Consider the following 23,861-nt stretch of genomic DNA (forward strand, 5'->3'; position numbering starts at 1 on the left):
TCTCTGTCCCGCTATTCCCGCAGGCGGTGCGCGGCCGCCGCGCCCTCGCGCTCGCGCCGGCTCCGCCGGACGAAGATCGCGATGCCCAGCAAGACCACCGGCACCGGCGGCAGCAGGATCGCGAACGTCTTGATGGAGGTCTGGATCCGGCGGATCTGGGCCTCCATGTTCTCGCGGCTGGCCTGGATGCGCGTGTCCTTCTCGGTCTCGATGTTGGCCGACAGCACCTCGAGCCGCCGGTTCTCCACCTCTTCGAGGTTGCGCACCATGATCTGCCGGGTCTGCGCGTCGATATCGTTGCGCGCCTGCAGCTCGGCCACGCGGTCGTTCAGGCGCTGCTGCGCCTCGGTGAGGGCCGCCTCGGCGTCCGCCTCGGCCTGCTGCTCGTCGGCCGTCCGCTGCTCGATGAACTCGGCCGTCTGCGCTTCGACCCGCTCCAGGGTCCGGTGCCGGGCGCGCCGGCTGCGGAGATCGATGAACGCGTCCTCGCCGAGCAGGGTGTCCATCGCGTTCAGGAAGAACGTGATGTTGTCGAAGTTCAGCCCGCCCGGCGCCTGCTCGCGGATCTGGAAGAACTGCTCGCTGATGAAGTCGAGGTCGGCGACGACGATGATATCGATGTCGCCGGCTGCCTCCGGCTCGGGGTCGCCCTCGGCGGCAACGTCGGATTCCGGCTCGGCGGCCGCTTCCGATTCGGCCGCCGCTTCCGGCTCGGCGGCGGGCGCCTCCAGCTCGGCGGCGGGCGCTTCCGGCTCGGCGACCGCAGCCTGCTCGGCGGCCGCAGCCTGCTCGGACTCCGCGGCGGGATCCGTCTCGTCGGCCGCGCCGGCGGGCTCCGCCGTGTCGGCCGCGCCAGCCGGCCCGGCGGCCTGCTCATCCTCCGACTCCGCGGTGTCGGCCGCGCCAGCCGGCCCGGCACTCTGCTCCTCCTCCGACTCCGCGACGGGAGGCTGCGCAGCCGAGGGCGCCTGCGCCTCTGCGGGCGTCCCGGCGGATTCGACGGGCTCGGGCTGAGACTCCTGCTGCTCGGCCGACTCGGCGGTCTGGCTCGCGGAGGACGCCGCGGTCTCCGCGGTCGAAGCCTCGGCCGCGGCTTCCGCGGATGCGGCGGGTTCCGACTCCGCCTCTTCGGCTCCGACCCCGCCGGCGGCTTCGGCCGTCTCGTCCGTTTCCGCTTCGCGCGGACCGTCGGCCTCCGCCTCGTCCGCAGGCGCCTCGGCTGCCTCCGGGGTGTCTTCCGCGGCCGCCTCCGGTTCAGGCGCCTCGGCCGCCGCCTCCGGGGTTCCGGACTCCACCCCGGCGGCGCCCTCGGCGGCTTCATCCGACTCGGGCGACGCCTCCGTGTCCGACTCGGGCTCCGCGGCCGGCTCCGCGCCGACGACCGACGCTACGGCTTCGGCGTCCGGCTCGGCTGCCTCCGGGGACGCGGCGGCCCCGGTCTCCGGCTCCGGCTCCGGCTCGGCGACAGCCTCGTCCGCCGCTCCGCCGCCCACCGACCGGATCCGGGCCGCGACGATGTAGTCGTCGTCGTCCTGCCGGCGCGGCGGGCTGGGGTTCACCTGCGGTCCGAACGGCGTGCCGCGCACCAGCGAGAAGTAGCCGTTGGCGCCCGACACCATGCCGGAGCGCAGCAGCGGTTGGAACTCGAAGCGTGGATCTGCGACCGCCTGCAGGGTCCCCGGGAAGAGCAGGACCAGCTCCTGGAGCCGGGCCGTCATCGGGTCGCCGGCGTCGAAGGTCGCCGGGTTCTCGTTGCCCGCCCCGAGGAAGACGACGTCCTCCGGCATGTGGGCGAGCTCGGGGTGCGGGTTGTAGGCGTCCCAGACGATCCGCGTCGGCTCCCAGTCGACCCCCAGGTTCCGGATCCACTCGCGCACGTTGCCGCGCGGCCCGGGCCGGGGCTGCCCCGGCGGATAGGTGAAGGGGTTCCCGTCGCCGACCCACTCCGAGGGCGACAGCGTCGGGTTCACGGCCGGCAGCGGGTCGACCAGGATCAGCGCCGGCTTGCCGGAACGGATGTAGTCGGCGACGAAGCCCTGCTCGTCGGTCTGCAGCGACGAGGGCAGCGGCACGAGCAGCGCGTCGACGTCCTGCCCGATCGCCATCTCCGGGCTGATCTCGACCACGTCGTACTGCTTGCGCAGCTCGGTGACCACGGACCACTGCGGCGTGAACTGGTTGCGCTGGAAGTTGGTCCCGCCGAACAGGTTGGCCATCGTCGCGACGACGCCGACCCGCTTGCGCTCGGTCCCGGCGACCACGCGGATGCTCCGCATGAGCTCGTACTCGGCCGGCAGCCCCACGTCGAAGAAGCCGATCACCTGCTCCTCGGCGCCGCAGGTGAACGCCACCCCGAGAAACACCTCCTCCACCTCCGACCGCGCCGTGCTGACGTTGCGGACCGGCCGCGGCTGGATGCCGAAGGTCTCGCGCGCCTCGCGCGCCGCGTCCGTGAAGGGCTCGGTGTCCTGGATGAGCACCTCCACCCGCGGGCCGGCGATGACGTCGATCTCCTCGAGGATGCTGATGAGGTTCGAGCGCGTCTGCACGAACGGCTCCGGCACGTCCGGACTGACGAACGCCTGGATGAAGACCGGCCGGTCGGCGGGCAGCTCGTCGAGCAGCCGCCGCGTCTCGCCGCTGAGCGAATGCAACTGCTCCGCCGTGGCGTCGACGCGGATGCTCCGGTTGGTCACCAGCACGCCCGCGCTGACCAGGGCGGCGGCGACGGCGATCCCGCGCACCGCGTGGTGCAGGGCCATCGGATAGCCGCCGGCGCTGCGCGGCCAGTGCCGCCGGCTCAGGACCAGGACGTTCAGGTAGAGGAAGAAGGCCCCGACCGACACGAAGTAGACGATCGCGCTCAGGCTGATGATCCCCTTCGCGAAGTCGTCGAAGTGCAGGAACATGCCGAGCGCCTCGACCGCACGCCCCAGTCCCGGCGCGACGGCCGCAGTGGCCGGGCCGGCAGCTACCAGCACCGCACAGAACAAGCCGGCCGCGATGAACGCGACGGTGGCGTTGCGGGTCAGCAGCGACGCGAGCATGCCGACCGCGATCAGCGCGGCGCCGACCAGCCAGTACCCCAGGTAGTTGCTCGCCATCAGCCCGAGATCGGGCGCGCCCAGATAGAAGAGCACCCCGACATAGCTGAGCGACAGGACCAGCGACGCCGTGTAGATGCCCAGCACGGCGAGGTACTTGCCGAGCACGACCTCCAGATCGGTGCCCGGGAGCGTGAGCAGCAACTCGTCCGTTCCGAGCTTCTTCTCCTCCGACCAGACCCCCATCGTGAGAGCGGGGATGAAGAACAGAAGCAGGTAGGGAAACACCCCGTTCAACTGATCGAGGTTGGCCAGGTTCTGCAGGAAGAAGCGATCCTGCCAGAACGCCGCCGCGGCGCTCAGAAAGATGAACAGGGTGATGAATACGTAGCCGCTGGGACTGCTGAAGTACATCCGCAGATCCCGGCGCGCGAGTGCGCTGACGACCGCCGTGCTGACTGTGCCTCCCATCGCTACCTCACGCCTCCGACGAGCTTCCGGCCTGCGGCTCGACGACGCCGGTCTCGCCGGCGTCCGCCGCGGTCCCCCGCGCTTCCGAATCGGCAGCCTCCGTCGCGGCGGCGCCCGCGTCGCCGTCCGTCTTCTCGGCGGAGTCGGTTCCCGCCGCGGAGTCGGTGCCGGCCGCGGCTTCCCCGGACTCGCCGCCGGCGCTCCCCGCCTGGGCGTCCGGCTCACCGCCGTTGCTCGCCGGCGGCGCGCCGCCGGTGGTGAGCCGGTAGAAGGGCTGCTCCAGAGAACCGTCCTCCTTCAGCTCCTCGACCGGACCGTCGAACACGAGGCGGCCGCTGTTGACCAAGAGCACGCGATCCGCAACCGCGTCGGCCTCGTGCAGGATGTGCGTCGAGATCAGCAACGTCTTGGTCCGCCCCAGCCGCTGGATGTTCTCCCGGAACTGGCGGATCTGGTTCGGATCGAGCCCCGCGGTCGGCTCGTCCATGATGAGCACGTCCGGATCGTGCAGCAACGCCTGCGCCATGCCGACGCGCTGGCGGTACCCCCGCGACAGCTTGCCGATGGGCTTGCCGGTCACCAGCTCGAGGGCGCACAGGTCGACGACCGCGTCCACCCGCTCCTTCAGGAGCGCGGGAGCCATCCGTCGCGCCTCCCCGAAAAAGCGCAGCAGCTCGAGCGGCGTCATGTCGGGGTACATCGGGCCGTTCTCGGGCAGGTAGCCGAGACGTCGGGACGCCGCGATCCGATCCCGCCGGACGTCGTGCCCCGCGATGGCCGCCTCGCCCGCACTCGGCGCCAGGTACCCGGTCAGCATCCGCATCATCGTGGTCTTCCCGGCGCCGTTCGGCCCGAGGAAGGCGACGACCTGACCCTGGGGAATGGAGAACGAGATGTCGTGAACCGCGACGAAGGCTCCGTAGTACTTGGAGAGCCCCGTCGCCTCGATCATCACCGGCATTGGCTCGGCAGTCATGGCTTGTTCAGTCCAACAGGATAGCGAATCGTCCGCGCGGCCTTCAAGATCGGCATCCGGAACCCGGAGGGCGCTCCGACGACCGCCGGGATGTTAATTCCTGGTTAACAAGTAATTTACATGGCATTAACATTGGGCTGGTGCGCCGGTCGGGGCCGGGCCCGGTCCCGGCCGGCGATCCGTGTCGACCCTGCACGAGGAGGTGAACCATGCAGGCAACGCACCGCGTTCTCTCGGTCGGTCTGCTCTCCCTGTCGCTCGCCGCACCGGCGACGGGGGCCGGAGCCGCCACCAGCGCCGGCCAGATTCCGCGCCCCGCGGCGGCGCCCGCGCGGCTCGTCGTCGAGTCGCCCGGAACAATCGAGATCGAGATAATGATCCGACCGACCGCCCAGACCGACGAGCTGAGAGTCGTCGCCGACTCGGGGACGTTCTACCGCAGCACCACCATCGGGCTGACCGGCGCGGATTCCCAACGGCTCCATACCTTCGAGTGGCACGGATTCCCAGCCGGCGAGTACGACGTGGTGGGCGAGCTGATCAGCGCCTCCGGACGCCGCGAGGTGGTCGTGCGCGGCGCCCTGCTGGTCATCGATCCGCCGGAGCCGCGCGTCCCGCCGGCCATCGGCGATTTGCGGCAATGAACCCCGGAGGGCGTACGGGACCGCGACAGGCGCCCGCCGCGAAACCGGGGCGGGCGCCTCCATGGCGTCCGAAGCCTCCAGCGCCCCCGTGGAAGCGCGCGTCGACTACACTGGGCCGATGCCAGCCGCGCGCCGGCGGTCGCGCTTCGCAGCCAGCGTGACGGCTGCGGTCTGCCTCCTGATCGCGCTGGCGGTCGTTGCGCCGGGCGGACAGCGCGCCGACCCGGAAAACCGCCTCGATCTGATCTTCGAGCCGTGGTCCGTGCGCGGCGCCCCCGGCTGCGCCGTGTCCGTGATGCGGGGCGGCGACATCCTGTTCGCGAAGGGCTACGGCGAAGCCAACCTGGAGTACGACGTTCCGATCACCCCGGCGTCGGTCTTCCACGTCGCATCCGTTTCCAAGCAGTTCACGGCGCTGGCGGTGGCGCTGCTCGTCGCCGACGGCCGGGTCTCGTGGGACGACGACATCCGGCGCTACGTGCCGGAGCTTCCCGATTTCGGCGAGCCCGTCACGCTCCGCCACCTCGCGCACCACACGAGCGGGATTCGCGATCAGTGGAGCCTGCTGCAGATGGCGGGGTGGCGCTGGGAAGGGGACGTCATCACCCAGGGAGACGTGCTCGACCTGCTCTCGCGGCAGACGGCCGTGCACTTCCCGCCGGGCAGCCGCTACCTCTACAGCAACTCCGGGTACACGTTGCTCGCGGTCGTCGTCGAGCGCGTGTCGGGTCGGACGCTCCGCGAGTTCACTACCGCGCGTCTGTTCGAGCCGCTCGGCATGACGCAGACCACGTTCCGCGACGATCACACGATGATCGTCAGGAACCGCGCCTACGCCTACGAGTCCGGCCGCACGGGCGGCTATCGCCTCAGCATCCCGGACTTCGCCGTGGTCGGGGCCTCCAGCCTCTTCACCACGGTGCAGGACCTCGCACGCTGGAACCGGAACTTCCGGACCGGCGAGGTCGGCGGCCGCGGCGTTCTCCGGCAACTCCAGGAGCAGGGCGCCCTGGCCGGCGGCGCGCGCCTCTCCTACGGGTTCGGGCTGGTGCACGGGACGCACCGCGGCCGGCCGACCATCGGGCACGGCGGCACCGACGCGGGGTACCGCAGCGAGTTCCTGCGCTTTCCCGACGAGGACCTCGGCGTGGCGGTGCTGTGCAATGTACGGACGGCCGATCCGGGTCGTCTGGCGCGGGACGCGGCCGACGTCTTCCTGCCGCCGGCGCCGCCAACGGCAAACGGCCGGCGCGCGAGAAACCGGCCGGGCCCGCCGGCGGATCGACCCGCCGGCGCGGTTGCCTCGCGGGCCGCCCCCGACCGCGGGGCGCTCGCCGCCCTGGCGGGCTACTACCGGAGCCCGGAGAACGACATCCCGCTGCAGATCGTGGCCCGCGGCGACGATCTGCTGCTTGTCGAGGGCGGCGCCGGCCGACCGCTCCAGCCGCTCGCGGACGAACGTCCGACCGCGGAGGGAAGATTCCGTATCGCCGGCACGGCCGCCGAGGCAACGTTCGAACCCGGCGGAGCAGGGGACGGACCGACGCTGCGTCTCAGCGGATCCCTGCGCGGCGTCTACACGCATGCCGCGCCGGTGGTTCGACTCCCCATCGGGCGCCTGGCCGAGTACGCGGGGTCGTACTACAGCGACGACCTCGACGTGCGGTACTTGTTCCGGGAGGAGAACCGCCGCCTGGTACTCTCGCACCGCAAGCTGGGTCGCATTCGACTCTTCTCCACGTTCGAGGAAGGCTTCTACGGCGGCGGGTGGTACTTCACCTTTCACCGCGACGCCGGCGGGAACGTCGAGGGGTTCACGATGAGCACGTCCCGCGCCTGGAAGGTCGCCTTCCGGAGGGTGCGCTGACCCGACGGCCGAGCATCTCCGTCCGACCCCGCGTCCACTGCGCTGACGGCGGTGTGCAACATCGGTCAGAATGATCCGATGCGCCGGTGGTGGGCGGGAGTGCGCGCGGGTCGAGCGCAGCGGAGCTCTTTCAGGGGGCTGCCGGCCTTCCTGCCGGTGCTCGCCGCCGTTCTTTTCGGAAGCGGGAGTCCGGTCGCTCAGCCGCCGGTCGGCGGGGACGATGCCGCCCGCGCAATCATCTTCAAGGCGCTCGAACGCGCCGTCTGGTACGAGGAGCACAACGTCGTCGCGCGCTACCGGTCCCGGATGACGAAGGAGGTCCGGCGGTTCGATGGCAGCGGCGACGTGCGCACCAGGGACGTCGGCGACTACGAGGTGGTCCCGATCGACGGGGTGCCGTTCGAGCGGCGGCTGACGATCGACGACCGGCCGTTGAACGCCGTGGAGCGCGGCTGGGTGGCCGAACGGGAAGCGGAGTTCCGTGAAGAGCTGCGGCGGCGCGAGCGGGACGACGAGCCCGAGGAGGACGAGGACGCCATCGTCTTCGACGAAGAGCTCGTCGCGCGCTACGTCTTCACGCTCGAGGGCGAGGAACCGTTCCGCAACCGCCCGAGCCACCGGATCGCGTTCGAGCCCCGGCCCGGCCGCCTCCCCGTGCGGCGCCGCATCGACTACGCGCTCAACAAGGCGAAGGGGCGCGTCTGGATCGACCGGGCAACGCACGAACCGGCGCGCGTCGAGTTCGAGCTGATCGACAGGGTCCGCCTCTGGTGGGGCATGCTCGGCTCGATCCAGCAGGCCCGGGGCTCGCTCGACCGGGGCCCCGTGCTCGGCGACGTCTGGGCGCGGATCCAGTTCGAGTCCTACAGCGACGTGCGCGTCGTCTTCCGCCGCACGCGCCGCGCGGAGTTCCGGCAGTGGCGGGACTTCGAGCTCCTCGACGAGGTGGACGAATAGCGCGGCGGGACACCGGGCGCGACCACGCCGGGCGCGGGCCAGCCCCCGTTCTACAGGGCGAAGATCTCGCGCACCGGAAGGCTGAAGCCCGGCAGCAACGGGGCGCCGTCCAACGTCTCCGATTCGCCAAGGCGGCGGACCGCCCGGCCGGGCTCGTGGATCGCCACCGAGGCGTGCTTCGGATTCACGACCCAGACAACCAGGGTTCCGGCCGACAGCCAGACCTCGACCTTCCTGGCGACCTCGGGGCGCGAATCCCCCGGCGAGGTCACTTCCACCGCCAGATCCGGCGCGCCCTCCCAGAAGAACGTCGGGCGGCCGGTCGCCGGCACGCGGTCGCGACGGACGAACGCGATGTCGGGCGCGAGCACCGTGTCGGGATCCCTGGCCAGGACGAAGCCGGTCTCCGCGCCGCAGACCACGCCGAGGCGGTGCGCCTTCACATGCTGTCCCAGAGGAACGGTCAGGTTGACGATGACGGCGCCATGTTCGAATCCCGACGGGTTCATTCGCTGCAACTCCCCTCCGACGAGGGCGTAACGACAGTTGTCGTCGGGCAGGCGAATCAACTCTTCCGCCGTCATGACTCGACTTGGGACCATCATTGTTCGAGCTCCGGATCCGTGAGTCATTATGCCTCGCTACGGATGCCGATAGGGCGAAACTGTCGGCCACGCGCCCCGCACACATCCCCGGTGCCGGGTCAGCGCTCGGAAGTCACCGGATGTCGGATCCGGCTCCGCCGGGTGCCGGTCGGCATTTACGTACAGACATCCGACCTCATCCGGCGGCAGCCCGGCCACGAGCGACCGGGCCCGTTCCAGCGCGGCGATCCAGCGCCGCTTCAGGACGCCGAGATCGAGCGGTTCCCGCAGTGAGAGCCGGTCGAGGTCTACCTGCGTATAGGCGACATGCCGCGCCGCGTGGTCCAGCAGGAATTCCGGGGTGAAGCCCGGATCCTTGCCGCACGCCGCCCAGGCCAGGGCGCCGAGCGGGAGATAGCTGTCGTCGAGATGGAGCACGTCGACGAAGTCGCGGATCTCGCTTCGTCCCGCCAGGGCCAACACCTTGTTGGTCGCGGCGTCGGCGTCGTGGAGGCGGTACCCGAACCGATCGTCGTCCTGTACCGGGTAGAAGCGGAAGGCGCTGTCCTGGGCCCATTCGATCTTCATGGCCCGTTCCTTCGCACGTACCACGGCGCGATGGAAGGTGGGCGTGCGCAGCAGCCACGAGAGCTCGTACCCCGCGGTACCGAGCGTCTCCGCGTCCGCCTCCGCGCTCCGGGCGATACTGTCTTCCAGATCGTGAAACAGATCGAGATCCGCGGAGTACCGCGGGGTGTCCTCCATCCGATGCAGCACCGTCGCCCCCGCGACGTAGCTGTCGGGGCTTCGGTTGGCGGCTATGAGCCGCAGGACGTCCATCTGAATGGTGCTCAACGGCATAGCCGGGCCGCAACCAGGAACCCTTTCCGTCCGCCGTTCCGGCGCAGCCCGCGCACGATCTCGGGAACATCGTCCAGGGAAACCTGCAAGTCCGGGCGAAGGTACCAGAAGCACTGGGCGTGGAACTCGCGGAACGCGCGCCGCGCCTCGCGCACGCGCACCATGTCCCGGGCGTCCGCGGACGACAGGACGCGGCGGCTCCTCGATCCGCCCTTTCGACCGATGCGTGCGAGATACGCCTTCAACGGGTCCGGCGTGTCCATCTGCCGATCAATCATAAGCCGCTTATGCTCTTGCAGCTACCCATCACCAGGCATCCAACATCTTCAGCCGCTCGCGGCGTAGCGGGGCGTAGCGGGGCCATACCGCCCGTTCCGGCGCTTCAATGAAAGTCCCGGCTGCCGGCGGTCGGCGGGCGGGCCGGGATCTCCGGCGCCCAGAGGGCGTCGGCCACGACGTGGACGACCCCGGACTCGGACTGCAGCTTCCCGCTCACTCCCAGAAAAGATGCGGTCCGGGCGAGCACGGCGTGGTCGTCGAACACCTGCTTCCAGATCACGATGTTCACGAACCCGGTTTCGTCCTCCAGCGTCATGAAGGTCACGCCCGAGGCGGTGCCGGGCCGTTGCCGGCAGATGACGAGGCCGGCGTAGCGCACCCGGCCGCCGTCGGGCATCCCGGCGACGGTGCGGGCGTCCGGCAGGTTCTGCGCCGCCAGCGCCTCGCGCAGCGGGGCGAGCGGATGGCCGCGGGTGCTGTGGGCGCTGAACCGGTAGTCCCAGTCGATCGCCTGGAAGTCGTCCAGCGGGTCGAAGTCGGGCAGCGGCTCGTCCGGCGCGACCGGCAGGGGCGCCTCCGATGCCGGTCCCAGACCCTGCGCCTGCCACAACGCGGCGCGGCGCCGTCCTTCGAACGGCGCGAACGCGCCCGCCTCGGCCAGCCGCCGCAGCACGCGGTCGTCGAGCCGGGTGCGCCGGCTGAAGTCCGCCAGCGACGCGAACGGCCGCTTCGCCCGCGCCGCCTCTATCCGCCGCCAGTCGCGCTCCTCCGAGAGGCTCTTGACATACCGCAGCCCCATCCGCACGGCGAATCGGGAGGGGCGATGCATCCCGCGCAACGGCGTTGCTCCTCGGTCACGGACTGCCTGTCCGCTCCCTCGTCGCGCCTTGCTGCGCGGGCGCCTCGCCCCTCCCGGTTCAGTACGTGCTTCCTCTCGGTCACGGACTGACGCGGGCTCGAGCGTGCAGTCCCAGTCGCTGGCCGTCACGTCGACCGGGCGCACCTCGACGCCGTGGCGGATCGCGTCGTCGACGATCGTCGCCGGCGTGTAGAACCCCATCGGCTGCGCGTCGAGCAACGAGCAGGTGAACACGTCCGGGTAGTGGCAGCGCAGCCAGGACGTGGCGTAGGCGATCAGGGCGAAGCTCGCCGCGTGGCTCTCGGGAAAGCCGTACTCCCCGAACCCGCGGATCTGGTCGAAGACCCGCTCGGCGAACTCGCGGGCGATCCCCTTCGCCAGCATGCGGCTCACCAGCCTGTCGCGGTGCCGCTCGATGCGCCCGCTGCGGCGCCATGCCGCCATGTCGCGGCGCAACTGGTCCGCCTCGCCCGGCGTGTAGTCGGCCGCCACCATCGCCAGCTTCATCACCTGCTCCTGGAAGAGCGGCACGCCGAGCGTCTTCTTCAGCACCGGCTCGAGACACGGGTGCGGATAGACGATCTCTTCCTCGCCGTTGCGCCGCCGCAGGTAGGGATGGACCATGCCGCCGGTGATCGGACCGGGCCGCACGATGCTCACCTCGACGACCAGGTCGTAGTACTTCCGCGGCCGGAGCCGCGGCAGCATCGCCATCTGGGCGCGGCTCTCGATCTGGAAGACGCCGACCGTGTCGGCGCGGCAGATCAGGTCGTAGGTCCGCGGATCGTCGGGCGGGATCCGGTCGAGCGACAGCGCGCGGCCGTAGTGCCGGTCCAGCAGCCGGAAGCCCAGGTCGAGCTGGGTCAGCGCGCCGAGCCCCAGCAGATCGACCTTGAACAGGCCGAGATCCTCCAGGTCGTCCTTGTCCCACTGGATCACCGTCCGGTCGGGCATCGTGGCGTTCTCTATCGGCACCAAGTCGTGGACCGGCTCGTGGCCCAGCAGGAAGCCGCCCGGGTGGATCGACAGGTGGCGGGGACAGTCCTGGATCTGCTCGCACAACCTGAAGAGGTGCCCGTGGATCGGCGAGTCCGGATCGAGCCCGGCGTGCGTCAGCCCCGCCGCGTCGAGCGGGCCGTAGTGCGAGAGGAGCCGGGCGAGCCGGTCGATCGCCGTCTCGGACAGCCCGAGCGCCTTGCCCACCTCCCGCACCGCCGAGCGCCCGCGGTAGCGCACGACGTTGGCCACCATGGCGGCGCGGTCGCGGCCGTACTTGCGATAGACGTGCTGGATCACCTCCTCGCGGCGGGCGTGCATGATGTCGAGGTCGATGTCCGGCGGCTCGTGCCGCTCGCGCGACAGGAACCGCTCGAACAGCAGCTCGACCCGCGTCGGATCGACCGCCGTGATCCCCAGGCAGTAGCAGACCACCGAGTTGGCGGCCGAGCCGCGCCCCTGGCAGAGGATGCCCTCCTGCCGGCAGTAGCGGACGATCTCCCACATCGTCAGGAAGTAGCCGCCGTAGTCGAGCTCGTCGATCAGCGCCAGCTCCCGGTCGATCTGCTCGCGGATGGCCGGGGGCACGTCGCCGCCGAAGCGCTCGCGCGCGCCGCGGAGCGTGAGCTCGCGGAGCCACGCGGACGACGTCCTGCCGTCGGGCAACCGCTCGGCGGGATAGCGGTAGCGGATCTCGGACAGGTTGAAGGCGCAGCGCGACGCCACCTCGCGGGTCCGCTCGACGAGCACCGGCTCGTCGGCGAACAACTGCGCCATCCTCTGCGGCGACTTCAGATCGTGCTCGGCGTTGGGCCGGATCAGCCGGCCGGCCGCGGCGAGCGTGACACCGTGGCGGATGCAGGTCAGGACGTCCTGCAGGTCGCGGCGCGCCGGCGTGTGATACAGCACCTCGGCGGCGGCGACCAGAGGCAGGCCGATGCGTCCGGCATGCCGGCGCAGGCAGGCTTCCCGGCGCGCCTCCTCGGCGCGCCGGTGCCGGGCCGCCAGCGCGTACAGCCGGTCGCCGAACGCCTCGCGCAGCGGCCCGGCGACCGCGCGCGGCGCCGCGTCCCGGACCAGCAGGCTCCGCTCGCCGCCCCACAGCGCGATGAGCCCCTCGGCCCGTTCGCACACCTCCGGCCAGGTGACGCGCGACTCCCCCTTCGGCCGCCGCAGCCGGCCGGCGGTGATCAACCGGCAGAGATTGGCGTAGCCGGCCCGGTTCACGGCGAGCAGCACCAGAGTGGAAGGCTGCGCCGCACCATCGGCTGTCGGGGCGGCCGATGCATCTGCTGCATCATCGGGCGCCGAGGCAGCCATGGCGTCTGCCGCGTCATGACTCTCCGAAGCAGCCGGGACGTCCGCCGCATCGTCGACGGTCACCTCGGCGCCCACGATCAGGCGCACACCCAGCTCCTTCGCCTTCACGTGCGCCCGCACCATGCCGTGCACGCCATCGCGGTCGGTCAGGGCGAGCGCCTCGATCCCGAGCGCATGCGCCTGCTCGACCAGCTCGTCGGGGTGGCTCGCCCCGTCGAGAAACGAGAAGTTGCTCCGGCACCAGAGCGGAACGTACGACATTGCAACCCTGCCTCTGATTCCACCTGCGCCCGTCGCCGTGCCGGCCGCTCGACCGGGGCGCCTCTGTCGCTCCCCCTGCTCCGCAGCCTCAACCGCCGATACCGCCGCTGGCCGCCGCTCGATCCGGGTACGCCTCTGCGCTCCCTACTCCACCCGCCCCTGCCACCACCACCGCCGGCGCAGCCGGTCGTAGTAGATCCAGAGCAGGTCGCCGTCGCGCATCCGGGCGAAGTAGTACTCGCGGTGCACCGCCGACCGCCACCATCCGCCGGACACCAGGTACGGCCCGGCGAGATCCTCGACGTGCCCGGTCACGCCGCCGCGCAGCAGCCAACCGTCCGGCTCATGGCGCGGGCGCGGGGGAAGCGGGATCGGGCGCGCGTGGATCCGGCGCACCAGCGGCCGGCAGTCGACGTCGCCCGCCGCGGAACGCGGCGCTGCCACAGGACGCGGCGCCGACGCGGACCGTGATGCAAGGGCAAGCCGCGGCGTCGGCGCAGGACGCGGCGCCGATTCCAGCGGCTCCCAGGCGAACTGCGCTTCCGGCAGATGCGCCTCGGCGAGACGCGCCCGCACCACCACGCCGTCGCCGAACTCGGCGCGAACGCGCGCGAGTGCGCGGTTCGCCGCCGCCAGGTCGCGCGGCGGCCGCTCGACGAACAATCCCTGCTGCGCGGCGGCGGTCCGGACCGCGCGGGCGGTGACGCGCAGCTCGACGACCCCGGAGTCGAGAGCCAACGCCTCCAGCCGGAGCCGTGTCAGGCCCAGCAGTTGGGCAGCGTCCAGCGTCGGGGCGGCGGGACGGATCTGCTCGCTCCTCGTGCCGGCCCGGTCGAGCCGCAGGTGCAAAGTCAGCGCCCCCAGCATCTCGTGGCGCGCGGCGAGCAGGGCCAGCAGCCGGTTCAGCAACCGCTCGACCGCGAAGATCAGGCGCGAAACGTCGGTCTCCGGGTCGTCGAAGTCGTGGCGCGCGACGAGCGGGTCCCGGACCCGCAGCGGCTGCAGCGGCACCCACAGGTCGCCCGCGGCCAGCCGGTGCAGGCGTTCCGCACCCGGACCGAAACGCCGGCGGACCCCCGCGGGCGGCAGCCGCAGAAAGGCCCGCAACGTCTCGATGCCGAGCTTCTGCAGGCTGTCGCGCAGCGCCGGGTCGAGACCCAGCCCCTCCAGCGGCGCCTCCCCCGCCAGCACCCGCTCGGCGGCCGCATCCCGGAGCACCGTCACGGGTCGGCCGCTCGCGGCGGTCGCGGTCCTGGCGATGGCGTACGTGCCGAACCGGGTGAAGCCGACGGCGACCGATGCCCGAAACCCGCCCGCTTGAACAGCGTCGACGACCGCGTCCGCCCACCGGCGGGGCGACGCATACAGATGCGACAGCCCGGAGGCGTTCAGCCAGAAGATCCCCGGCTCGTCGCGGCTGGGCTCGATGTCGGGGCTGAAGCGCCGCAACCGGTCGGCGAGCGCCGCGACGCCCCGGTCGACCTCGGCGGGCGGCACCTCCCCGGCGTGCAGCGTGCGCGCCAACGACAGCCCCGCGCCGTAGCGCATACCGGTGCGGATGCGGCACGCGCGGGCGTGCTCGTTGACCCAGAGGATCACGCCCTGCGGCTTGTCGCGGTCAACCACCGCCACCGGCCGGCCGGCCCAGTCGGGGTGCCGCTGCAGCAGGAGCTGGAGCGGAAACGCCGGCAGCTCAACGCACGCCATCCGGTCCACGACACCACTCCTGGTCGGTCCAGCCCGGACCGCGGCGCTTGTCCTTGAGCGCGTGCACCCGGCAGGCGAAGCGATCGGGTCCGTCACGGATGCACCGCGCCTGGCCGCGGACCGCGACGAGCGATCCGAGCGACGGCTGGCGCTCGGTCTTCTCCGTCAGGCAGAGGACGAGCGTGCCGTGCGCGAGCGCCTGCTCGGCCAGGCGGGTCTGCACGGCGAGCGGCAGATCGAGGCGGTCGCCGAGGTCGACCACCAGCAGCCCGAACGCGCCGGAGCGAGCCAGCCGGTCGGCGGCCCGCAGGCGGTGGCGCACGTCGTCGAGCAGGATCACCGGCAGCGCCGCCAGGTCGACGCCCCCCGCGGCCGCATCCGGCGGGAAGAAGGTGCTCTCGGTCCGGCTGATCCAGGCGACCGGCTCGCCCCGCCGCTGCGCCTCGCGCACCAGGCCGAACGCCAGGGTGAGCGCCGGCGCGGGACCGGCGCCCGACAGCTCCGCCAGGCAGCCGCCGAGCGCGGCCAGGGTCCAGGCGGCCGACGGCGGCTGCGTCAGACTGCGCCGCACCCAGCTCCGGGACGCGGAGACGAGTGCGTTCATGTCCGGCGCCGCGTTCGCCATCGTCGCCGCCACTGTTCCCCTCCGTTCCTCTCGGCTCCCTCTCAGCCCGTGGCCGTCAGCCCGTGACGCCGCGGGCGTCCAGGATCCGCCGGACCTCGATCACCTTCCCGAGAATCACGACCGCCCCGGCGTCGAGCACGATCGGCTCGAACGCGGGATTCTCGGGACGCAGCTCCACCCGCCGCCCGCGCGGCCTGAAGGTCTTGACCGTGGCCTCGTCCCCGACCCGCGCCACGACGACGTCGCCGTTCGCGGCGGTCGGCTGCCGCCGCACGATCACCAGATCGCCCGGCAGAATGCCCGCCCCGGTCATGCTCTCGCCGCGCACCCGCAGCGCGAACAGGTCGCCGGCCGCCGCGCCCCGGCCATCGACCGGCAGGTAGCCGTCCGGGTCCTCTATGGCCTCGTCGAGCGCACCGGCCGGGACGCGGCCGAGCACCGGAGCGAGCACGGTGCGCGCCCCCGGGGTCGATCCGGTCAGCCGGTAGCCCCGCGCCCGGTGCCGGCCGGCGACCAGCCGGCCGTCCTCGACGAGCCGCTCCAGATGCTGCTGCGCCGTCCGCACCGCCCGGAAGCCGAAGGCATCCTGCACCTCGCGCACCGTCGGCGGTTGCCCCGCCAGCAGCCGATCCCGCACGAAGGCGAAGACCTTCTCGCGCGTCTCGCCCGCCGGTGTCCTTCCCATCGCGCCTCCTCGTCTCCCGACGCGCACGGGTCCGAGCCAGCCCTGCGCGGGGGTCAGACAATAACATACATTTGAATGCTATTCTAGGAGTACCCGGGAAGATCGCCGACTCGAACCGGGTCCGCATTACCATTTGCAGAGCCCCATGCCGCTGACACCCGGGACACGGATCGGCGCCTACGACGTCACCGGCCCGCTCGGGGCCGGCGGCATGGGCGAGGTGTACCGGGCCCGCGACACGCGGCTCGACCGCGACGTGGCGCTGAAGGTGCTGCCCGAGGCGTTCACCGCCGATCCGGACCGGCTGGCGCGCTTCGAGCGGGAGGCCCGCGTCCTCGCCTCGCTGAACCACCCGAACATCGCCCAGATCCACGGCTTCGAGGAGACCGGCGGCACGCGCGCGCTGGTCCTGGAGCTGGTCGAGGGCCCGACTCTGGCTGATCGCCTCGAGCAGGGACCGATCCCGCTGGACGAAGTGCTGTCCATCGCGCGGCAGATCGCCCTGGCGCTGCAGGCCGCGCACGAAGCGGGCGTGATCCACCGGGATCTGAAGCCGGCCAACGTCAAGGTGCGCGAGGACGGGACCGTCAAGGTCCTGGACTTCGGCCTCGCCAAGGCGTTGGACACGGCGCCGGCGCCGCCCCCCGACGCGGACCCGTTGCAGTCGCCGACCCTCACTGCCTCGGTGACCCGGATGGGCGGCGGCCTGATCCTGGGGACACCGGCCTACATGTCGCCCGAGCAGGCGGAAGGTCAACCGACCGACACGCGCGGCGACCTCTGGTCGTTGGGCGTCGTGCTCTACGAGATGCTCACCCGCGAGCGTCTCTTCTCCGGCGAGACGGTGGCGCAGGTGCTGGCCCGCGTGATCGACCGGGATCTCGACCTGTCGGTCGTGCCGCCATCGACGCCGCGACCCGTACGGCGGCTGCTCGGCCGCTGCCTCGAGCGCGACCCGCGGCGGCGGATGCGGGACGCGGGCGAAGCGATCAGCGACCTGGAAGCCGCGGCTTCCCCTTCCGCGGCGCTGCCGGAAACGGCGGACGGCGCTGCCGCATCGCCGTCCCCGCTACGCGGATGGCGAGCGCGGACCGCCTGGGCGATCGGCGGTCTGGTGCTCGGTTGCCTCGCGGCCGCAGCCACGTTCTGGACCCTCGCGCCCGCGCCCGAGCCGCCCGCGGTCCGGCGCCTCACCCTCAACCTGCCGTCTCCGATGGCGCGCGGCTCCGGGTTCACCCTCTCGCCCGACGGCTCGACGCTGGCCTACGTCGGTCGCACTGCCGGCGGCCGGACGCGACAGTTGATGGTCCGGCACCTGAACGAGGGCGATGCCTGGGAGCTGGACGGCACGGAAGGCGCGCTCGATCCGTTCTTCTCGCCGGACGGGACCTGGATTGGTTTCTTCGCCGGCTCCGGCCCACCTGGAGGGTCGGACCGGATCCAGTATCGCTGGACGCTCAAGAGAGTGCCGATTCGCGGCGGCGCGGCCGTGACGCTCGCCGACAACGTCCCCGCGCTGCGCGGAAGCTGGGGCGACGACGACCGCATCGTGCTCGGCGCGCTGGGCGGCCTGCTGCGCGTGCCTGCCGCCGGGGGGACGCCCGAGGCGGTGCTGCCGGACGGCGCGGTGCCTGAAGTGACTGTCTGCTCGGCGCCCCATGTGCTGCCCGGTTCGCGCGTGCTGCTGTACGCCGAGCTCTCGACCGACGGAGGCTCGCAACTGAAAGCCGTATCGCTGGCCGACGCGGAGTCGCGGATCGTGGCGTCCGACGTGGCGGGAGCGACCTACACGCCGACGGGCCACCTGCTGCTCCAGCGGTCGACCCGGCCGGTAGCCGGACGGCCCGGGTCCCGGACCACGACGCTGCTGGCGGCGCCGTTCGACGCCGAACGCCTGGAGCTGACCCGTGCGCCGGTACCCGTCGTTCCGGACGCCGGCTCGAGCGCCTGGTCGGCCGACGGCACGCTCCTCTACACGGCGGATACGGACGACGACGCCTCGGAAAGCCGCCGGAGGCTGGTGTGGATCGACCGGGACGGGCGCGAGGACCCGGTCCCGATCCCACCGCGCGGGTACAGCACCCCGCGCATCTCGCCCACCGGCGATCGCATCGCGCTGGACGTCATCGACGACGGCGGCAACGCCGACATCGTCGTCTACGATGTCGGCCGCGAGGTCTCGAACCGTCTGACCTTCGAGGGATGGAACATCAATCCGCTCTGGTCGCCGGACGGCCGCCGCGTCGTGTTCACCTCCGTGGAAGACAACGGCTTCGGGCTGTTCCGCAAGGCGGCGGACGGCACCGGACAGGCGGAACGACTGACCGGGAGCCAGCCCGTGGTGCGGATGGTCTCCGACTGGGCAGGCGGCCCGGATACGCTGGTCGTCACGCACGCCGCCGGCATGACGAACGCCGACATCCACCTGCTGCCGCTCGACGGCGGCCGCGCCTCGCAACCGCTGATTGCGACCCCGGTCGTGGAGACCTCGCCGGGAATCTCGCCGGACGGCCGCTGGATCGCCTACCAGTCCAACGAATCCGGCCGCTGGGCCATCTACGTGCGGCCGTTCCCGAATGTCGACGACGGCAAGTGGCAGGTGTCGCAGGGCACCGGCTTCTCGCCGGTCTGGTCGCCGGACGGCGGGGAGCTTTTCTACGTGGCGGCCGGCCCGAACGGGAGGGAGATGATGGCGGTCGGGTACGCCGGCGATCCGACCTTCACGCCGTCACGTCCGGAACGGCTGTTCGCGTTGCCGAGCGGCATCCGGATCGGTACCCCCTACCGGGAGTGGGACGTCGCGCCGGACGGCGAGCGCTTCGTCATGCTCCGGGAGACGGACGAGGACCCGACGGGGAGCGATCCGCGCCTGGGAGCCGCAGAGCTCGCCTACGTCGGCAACTGGTTCACGGAGCTCGCCGAGCTCGTCCCGATTCCCTGACGTTCCCGGACAGGAATCCGGCGCAGGCCCGAGCACGTGCGCGACGCCCCCGGCGGCCGGCGCGCCACCTGGAGCAGGTTTCCCTTGCGGCTCGCCGGGCGCTGTGGTACAAATCCTCTTTCACGCAATCTCTCTGTACGTGCACGCGTTGGTTTCGGTGCCAAGGAGATATCGATGAACTTGCAGCGCACGCTCGTCGCCCTGTTCGTGCTCGGCACGGTCGCAGCCGCCGCTCCCGGCTACGCGCAGCACGACGCCGAGGTGACCTATTACAAGGACGTCCTGCCGATCATGCAGGAGAACTGCCAGACCTGCCATCGGCCGTCCGGCTACAACATCAGCGGCCTGATCGCGCCGATGTCCTTCATGGACTACCGGGAGACCCGGCCCTGGGCGCGCTCCATCGCCCGCAAGGTCGAGTCGCGCGAGATGCCGCCGTGGTTCGCCTCCGCGCCGCAGGGCGTGTTCGAGAACGAGCGCGGCCTGACCGACGCCGAGATCGACACCATCCTGCAGTGGGTCGACGCCGGCGCTCCCGCGGGCGACAGGGCCGATGCGCCTCCCGCGGCGCAGTGGGCCGAGGACGCCAACGACGGCTGGTCGCTGGGCACCCCCGACTTCGTGGTGAAGATGCCGGAGCCGTACCTGGTCGAGGACGACATCTACGACCTGAACATCACCTTCTACACGAAGCTGACCGAGGACATCCTGCCGGAGGACACCTGGGTCAAGGGCTGGGAGTTCCGCGTCGGCGACAATGAGATCACGCACCACATGTGCTCCTCCGTCATCGAGCCGGGCGCCTTCATACCCGAGGGCCCCGCCGAGGAGGAAGGCGCCGACGTCGCCGACAGCCAGTTGCTGAGCTGCGTCGCCGAGGGCGGCGAGGCGGACATGCTGCCGGAGGGCTTCGGCGTCCTGTTGAAGACGGGGTCGAGCATCTCCTTCAACCTGCACTATCACAAGGAGCCGGCCGAGGGCTCGGCCGTGTGGAGCAATCCGCAGATCGCGTTCTTCGTCGCCGACGAGCCGGTCAAGTACAAGGTCATCAACGACTCGCTGTCCAACCGCGGGTTCGAGATTCCGCCGAACCACCCGAACTACCGGATCGGGTCGTCGCGCGTGCTCGACAAGGACACGCTGGTGCTGACCTACTGGCCGCACGCGCACCTGCGAGCGACCGCGTCGCGCTACACCGCGATCTATCCTGACGGCACCGAGGAGCTGCTGCTCGACGTACCGCACTACGACCAGGGCTGGCAGGTGACCTACAAGTACAAGGAGCCGAAGCTGCTGCCGAAGGGCACCCGCATCGACGTCGACTTCTGGTACGACAACTCGCCGGAGCGCGCTTCGCGGCAAGGCTTCAACCCGAACCGCTTCGTGGGCCACGGGCCGCGGACCGACGACGAGATGTCGCTCGGGTTCATCGGCTACGCCGAGATCGAAGAGACCGAGGCGATGCCGGCCACGACCAACAACAACTGACGAACCCGCCACGGCGGTTCGACATTCTCCAGAGGGCGGGGCTGCTTTGGCCCCGCCCTTGTTGTTTTCTCCATGGGATATCGCATGCTCGGAGCCAGTGACGGAGGCGGCGCCGCCCACCCGCGGGGCGGCATCGGAAGCGTTGGGCGCGTATTGATTGCCGCAGGTGCGGTCTGGTGCCTGACAGCTACGGTCGCCGGCGCGCAGACGCCGGAGCCCAGCAACGAGGCGGACGGCCTCGTGCACGCGTCGCTCACCCTGGAGACCCAGGGAATCGCCGTGGCGTTTCCACCCGAGCTGCGGGCGGAACACCATGCCTATCAGTGGCTACTCTCCGGAACGGTCGGCTCCCGGGTGAGAGTCGGCACGCTGGACGTGCATCGCGCCCTGCGTCTCGGTGCGCTGCAGCCGGACATCGAAGCGATCGAGGCGGAGATCGCGGCCATCGTCGCCGCGCGGCAGGCGGAGGCCGAGGCCGGCGAGGCAGCGGAATCAGACGAGGACGCCGAGGAAGCGGACGAGTCCGACGAGGAGATGGCGCCGGCCGACCCCGACCTCTGGCTCGTGCGCGACGCGTCGGGCTGGCAACTGGAGATCCATCCGACCGACGGTGGAGACGTCCGCAGCGTCCCGTTGAGCCATCGCGAAACCGCAACCGCGGCACCGACGTTCAGCGCGTCGCTTCACGCAACGGGAGCCGAGACGGGCCGGCTCGCGCTGCGCTGGGGGCGCCACGACTGGAGCGCCGACTTCCGGTTCGAGGAGCTCCCCGAGACGCCGCGCCAGGCGCGCGTGTCGGGCCGCGGCACCGCTCGTGAGGCGGTGGACTCGAACGAAGCGATCGCGCGCGGCAATCTGCTCTCCGAACGGAACGAGACCGCTCTCGTGTTGCCGAACGGTGCGGGCATCACCCTCGTGTACTGGAAGAGCATCGACGTCGAGGACGAGGACTACCCGAACGTGGCGGCGGCGCGGGACGGCGACATCATCGAGATGATTCGCGCGCCCGTGCTGCGCCTCAAGAGCGACGTCTCGCTACGTTTCGGCAAGACCGATATTCCGACCGGCAACCTCGCCCCCGGCTTCGCCGGCTTCTACGGCATCTGGCTGCGGAAGGCGGACGACGGGTGGCGGTTCGTGTTCAACCACGAGGCGGACTCCTGGGGCACCCAGTACGATTCGGCGTTCGATGTGGCCGAGATCGCGGTCGATTACACGCGCACGGCGGGCTCGTTCCGTCCGCTCGGGGCCACGCTGGTTCCGACCGGTCCCGACGGGGGGCGAGTGGTCGTGCACTGGGGCCCGCACGAGTGGTCGGCGGACTTCGTCGTCAGCGAATGAAGCGGACTCGGTCGGATAGTCGAGTGGTTCGTCGTTGGACCGAGGCCGGTGCGGCGGCGGACGTGGACCCCGGACAACCGCGGTCCTGAATCGGGAGTGGACATCATGATGCAGCGCAGAACCGTATTCCACCTCGTTCTGGCCGGACTGCTGCTGGCCCTGGCTACGACGATGCTGCAGGCCCAGCGTCCCGCCGTGTCCGGGCCGCGCGCCGGGCTGTCGACGGGACATCCGCTGACCTCGGCCGCCGCGTTCGAGATCCTGATCCAGGGCGGCAACGCGTTCGACGCGGGCGTGACGGCGATGCTCGTGGGCGGCGTCATCGAGCAGGACCTGTACGGGCTCGGCGGCGAGTCGCTGGTGCTGGTATACCCCGCCGCCGAGGGCAGGGTCACCTCCGTCGTCGCCCAGGGCTGGGCGCCCAAGGGAGCCAGCATCGAGTGGTACGAATCGCGGGAACGCGATCTCTTCGGCGAGGGCCTCGACCCGGCCGTCGTCCCCGGCGCGCTCCACGGCGTGCTCACGGTGCTCGAGCGCTGGGGCACGATGAGCTTCGAGCAGGTCTCGGCCCGCGCCATCGAGTACGCGGAGCACGGGTTCCCGCTGCGCCCGCTCACCGCCCGCGCCATCGAGGCGAACCTCGAGTTCATGGAGGCGTGGCCGGACAACCAGCGGTTCTGGCTGAAGCCCGACGGCTCGCTCTACGCGGCGGGCGAGACCATCAAGTTCCCCACCCTGGCCGCCACGCTGACGAAGATGGTGGAGGCGGAGCGGGCCAACGCGCATCTCGGCCGCGAGCAGGGCATCGCCGCGGCGCGTGATCGCTTCTACAAGGGCGACATCGCCGAGGAGATGGTCGCCTTCCTGCAGGAGCACGACGCGCCGTTCGAGCTGAGCGACTTCGCCGAGTTCTACTCCCGCGTGGAGGAACCGACCAGCACCGACTACCGCGGCTACACCATCTACAAGCACGGCTTCAACAGCCAGGGTCCGGTCCTGCTGCAGGCGCTGAACATCCTGGAGGAGTTCGACCTGCAGGCGATGGGCCACAACAGCCCCGACTACATCCACACCGTCGTAGAGGCGATGAAGCTGGCCTACGCGGACCGCGACACCTACTACGCGGACACGGATTTCGTCGACGTGCCGGCCGAGGGCCTGCTCTCCACTTCCTACGCACAGGAGCGCGCGGCTCAGATCGACCCGGCCGTGGCGTCGCGTGCGTTCCGGGCCGGCGACCCGCTGCCGCACGACCCGAACGTGAACGACTGGCCGTTCTGGGTCGCCGACATTCCGGACGGGGTGGCGGCCAGCGACGCCGACGGATCGTTCGTGCCGTCGGCGGGCGGCCTCAAGGACACCACGCACATCGCGGTCATCGACGAGGACGGCAACATCTTCGACGCCACGCCGAGCGGCGGCTGGACCGGCGGCGGGGTCATCCTCGGCGACACGGGCATCGGGCTCAGCACCCGCGGCGAGCAGTTCTGGCTCGATCCGGACCGCGCCAACCAGATCCGCCCGCGCGCCCGCCCGCGCTACACGCTGACCCCGAGCATCGTGTTCAAGGACGGCGAACCGCTGATGGCGATCGGCACGCCGGGCGGCGACAACCAGGATCAGACCATCCTGCAGGCGTTCCTGAACGTCGTCGAGTTCTGGGAAGACTGGTACCCCAACCTGCACGACGCGATCGCGTGGCCGCGGGTCCGGACGCAGCACCTGCACGGGTCGTTCTGGCCGCACGCGGCCGGCTTCAACCGGATGGACCTCGAAGGGGACATCTCGTCGGAGGTGGCGAACGAGCTGCGCCGCCGGGGACACCACGTCAACGAGGTCCGGCCCTTCGGGATGTCCGGCTGCGCCACCGCGGTGCTCATCGATCCCGCGACCGGCAACCGCCTGGCCGCCGGCGACCCGCGGCGCGACTGCTACGCGCTGGCGTACTGACACGG

At 71.2% G+C, this 23,861-nt stretch carries 16 protein-coding genes; 7 read left to right on the plus strand and 9 right to left on the minus strand.

All coding sequences use genetic code 11. From position 1 onward, the window contains the following. Positions 1–11: 11 nt before the first annotated feature. A complete protein-coding gene (locus F4X11_10470; GenBank protein ID MYN65438.1) occupies positions 12–3,515 on the minus strand; it encodes a hypothetical protein in 3,504 nt (1,167 codons plus the stop codon). 7 nt (positions 3,516–3,522) lie between these two features. Continuing rightward, positions 3,523–4,467, minus strand: a complete 945-nt coding sequence (locus F4X11_10475) for an ABC transporter ATP-binding protein (protein MYN65439.1) — start codon at positions 4,465–4,467, stop codon at positions 3,523–3,525. A 233-nt stretch (positions 4,468–4,700) separates the two neighbouring features. On the opposite strand from F4X11_10475, the gene F4X11_10480 reads away from it, so the two are divergent. The 3 genes from F4X11_10480 (at position 4,701) to F4X11_10490 (ending at position 7,959) form a co-directional block, all read left to right on the plus strand. Then, positions 4,701–5,135 (plus strand): hypothetical protein, encoded by a 435-nt coding sequence (locus F4X11_10480; protein MYN65440.1) that lies wholly within the window; start codon positions 4,701–4,703, stop codon positions 5,133–5,135. A gap of 61 nt (positions 5,136–5,196) precedes the next feature. Next, the gene (locus tag F4X11_10485) at positions 5,197–7,002 is read left to right on the plus strand and encodes a beta-lactamase family protein (protein MYN65441.1); all 1,806 of its coding nucleotides are present in this window, start codon (positions 5,197–5,199) and stop codon (positions 7,000–7,002) included. A gap of 78 nt (positions 7,003–7,080) precedes the next feature. Beyond that, positions 7,081–7,959 carry a hypothetical protein gene (locus tag F4X11_10490; GenBank protein MYN65442.1) on the plus strand — a complete coding sequence of 293 codons (879 nt, stop codon included), beginning with the start codon at positions 7,081–7,083 and terminating at the stop codon, positions 7,957–7,959. Between the two features lie 50 nt (positions 7,960–8,009). Here F4X11_10490 and F4X11_10495 read toward each other — a convergent pair whose 3' ends face one another. From F4X11_10495 to lexA, 7 genes are all read right to left on the minus strand, one after another. Continuing rightward, complete coding sequence (locus tag F4X11_10495; GenBank protein ID MYN65443.1) at positions 8,010–8,561, minus strand: Uma2 family endonuclease; 552 nt, start codon at positions 8,559–8,561, stop codon at positions 8,010–8,012. Positions 8,562–8,600: 39 nt separating this feature from the next. Then, positions 8,601–9,404, minus strand: a complete 804-nt coding sequence (locus F4X11_10500; GenBank protein ID MYN65444.1) for a hypothetical protein — start codon at positions 9,402–9,404, stop codon at positions 8,601–8,603. Continuing rightward, positions 9,395–9,682, minus strand: coding sequence for a hypothetical protein (locus F4X11_10505; GenBank protein ID MYN65445.1), 288 nt, complete (start codon positions 9,680–9,682; stop codon positions 9,395–9,397). The genes F4X11_10500 and F4X11_10505 overlap by 10 nt, the downstream gene beginning before the upstream one ends. A gap of 104 nt (positions 9,683–9,786) precedes the next feature. Then, positions 9,787–13,119, minus strand: a complete 3,333-nt coding sequence (gene dnaE, locus F4X11_10510; protein ID MYN65446.1) for a DNA polymerase III subunit alpha — start codon at positions 13,117–13,119, stop codon at positions 9,787–9,789. Positions 13,120–13,263: 144 nt separating this feature from the next. Next, the gene (locus tag F4X11_10515; protein MYN65447.1) at positions 13,264–14,835 is read right to left on the minus strand and encodes a DNA polymerase Y family protein; all 1,572 of its coding nucleotides are present in this window, start codon (positions 14,833–14,835) and stop codon (positions 13,264–13,266) included. Beyond that, on the minus strand, positions 14,813–15,430 hold the full coding sequence (locus tag F4X11_10520) for a recombinase A (protein ID MYN65448.1): 618 nt from the start codon (positions 15,428–15,430) through the stop codon (positions 14,813–14,815). Before F4X11_10520 ends, F4X11_10515 begins: the two co-directional genes overlap by 23 nt. A 76-nt stretch (positions 15,431–15,506) precedes the next feature. Then, a complete protein-coding gene (gene lexA, locus F4X11_10525; GenBank protein ID MYN65449.1) occupies positions 15,507–16,136 on the minus strand; it encodes a repressor LexA in 630 nt (209 codons plus the stop codon). A gap of 145 nt (positions 16,137–16,281) precedes the next feature. Here lexA and F4X11_10530 point away from each other — a divergent pair, with 145 nt between their 5' ends. The 4 genes from F4X11_10530 (at position 16,282) to F4X11_10545 (ending at position 23,856) form a co-directional block, all read left to right on the plus strand. Beyond that, a complete protein-coding gene (locus tag F4X11_10530; GenBank protein ID MYN65450.1) occupies positions 16,282–19,077 on the plus strand; it encodes a protein kinase in 2,796 nt (931 codons plus the stop codon). A gap of 174 nt (positions 19,078–19,251) precedes the next feature. After that, the gene (locus tag F4X11_10535) at positions 19,252–20,565 is read left to right on the plus strand and encodes a hypothetical protein (GenBank protein ID MYN65451.1); all 1,314 of its coding nucleotides are present in this window, start codon (positions 19,252–19,254) and stop codon (positions 20,563–20,565) included. Between the two features lie 84 nt (positions 20,566–20,649). Next, positions 20,650–21,906 carry a DUF2911 domain-containing protein gene (locus tag F4X11_10540; protein MYN65452.1) on the plus strand — a complete coding sequence of 419 codons (1,257 nt, stop codon included), beginning with the start codon at positions 20,650–20,652 and terminating at the stop codon, positions 21,904–21,906. 105 nt (positions 21,907–22,011) lie between these two features. After that, a complete protein-coding gene (locus F4X11_10545; GenBank protein MYN65453.1) occupies positions 22,012–23,856 on the plus strand; it encodes a gamma-glutamyltransferase family protein in 1,845 nt (614 codons plus the stop codon). Positions 23,857–23,861: the final 5 nt, after the last annotated feature.

The sequence above is a fragment of the Acidobacteriota bacterium genome, assembly GCA_009861545.1.
Taxonomy (GTDB): domain Bacteria; phylum Acidobacteriota; class Vicinamibacteria; order Vicinamibacterales; family UBA8438; genus WTFV01.

Bases quoted from the DNA above. Each gene is read 5' to 3' on its own strand.
- F4X11_10470 (MYN65438.1), bottom strand. From the start codon at position 3,515: ATGGGAGGCACAGTCAGCACGGCGGTCGTCAGCGCACTCGCGCGCCGG.
- F4X11_10475 (MYN65439.1), bottom strand. From the start codon at position 4,467: ATGATCGAGGCGACGGGGCTCTCCAAGTACTACGGAGCCTTCGTCGCG.
- F4X11_10480 (MYN65440.1), top strand. From the start codon at position 4,701: ATGCAGGCAACGCACCGCGTTCTCTCGGTCGGTCTGCTCTCCCTGTCG.
- F4X11_10485 (MYN65441.1), top strand. From the start codon at position 5,197: ATGGCGTCCGAAGCCTCCAGCGCCCCCGTGGAAGCGCGCGTCGACTAC.
- F4X11_10490 (MYN65442.1), top strand. From the start codon at position 7,081: ATGCGCCGGTGGTGGGCGGGAGTGCGCGCGGGTCGAGCGCAGCGGAGC.
- F4X11_10495 (MYN65443.1), bottom strand. From the start codon at position 8,561: ATGGTCCCAAGTCGAGTCATGACGGCGGAAGAGTTGATTCGCCTGCCC.
- F4X11_10500 (MYN65444.1), bottom strand. From the start codon at position 9,404: ATGCCGTTGAGCACCATTCAGATGGACGTCCTGCGGCTCATAGCCGCC.
- F4X11_10505 (MYN65445.1), bottom strand. From the start codon at position 9,682: ATGATTGATCGGCAGATGGACACGCCGGACCCGTTGAAGGCGTATCTC.
- dnaE (MYN65446.1), bottom strand. From the start codon at position 13,119: ATGTCGTACGTTCCGCTCTGGTGCCGGAGCAACTTCTCGTTTCTCGAC.
- F4X11_10520 (MYN65448.1), bottom strand. From the start codon at position 15,430: ATGAACGCACTCGTCTCCGCGTCCCGGAGCTGGGTGCGGCGCAGTCTG.
- lexA (MYN65449.1), bottom strand. From the start codon at position 16,136: ATGGGAAGGACACCGGCGGGCGAGACGCGCGAGAAGGTCTTCGCCTTC.
- F4X11_10530 (MYN65450.1), top strand. From the start codon at position 16,282: ATGCCGCTGACACCCGGGACACGGATCGGCGCCTACGACGTCACCGGC.
- F4X11_10535 (MYN65451.1), top strand. From the start codon at position 19,252: ATGAACTTGCAGCGCACGCTCGTCGCCCTGTTCGTGCTCGGCACGGTC.
- F4X11_10540 (MYN65452.1), top strand. From the start codon at position 20,650: ATGCTCGGAGCCAGTGACGGAGGCGGCGCCGCCCACCCGCGGGGCGGC.
- F4X11_10545 (MYN65453.1), top strand. From the start codon at position 22,012: ATGATGCAGCGCAGAACCGTATTCCACCTCGTTCTGGCCGGACTGCTG.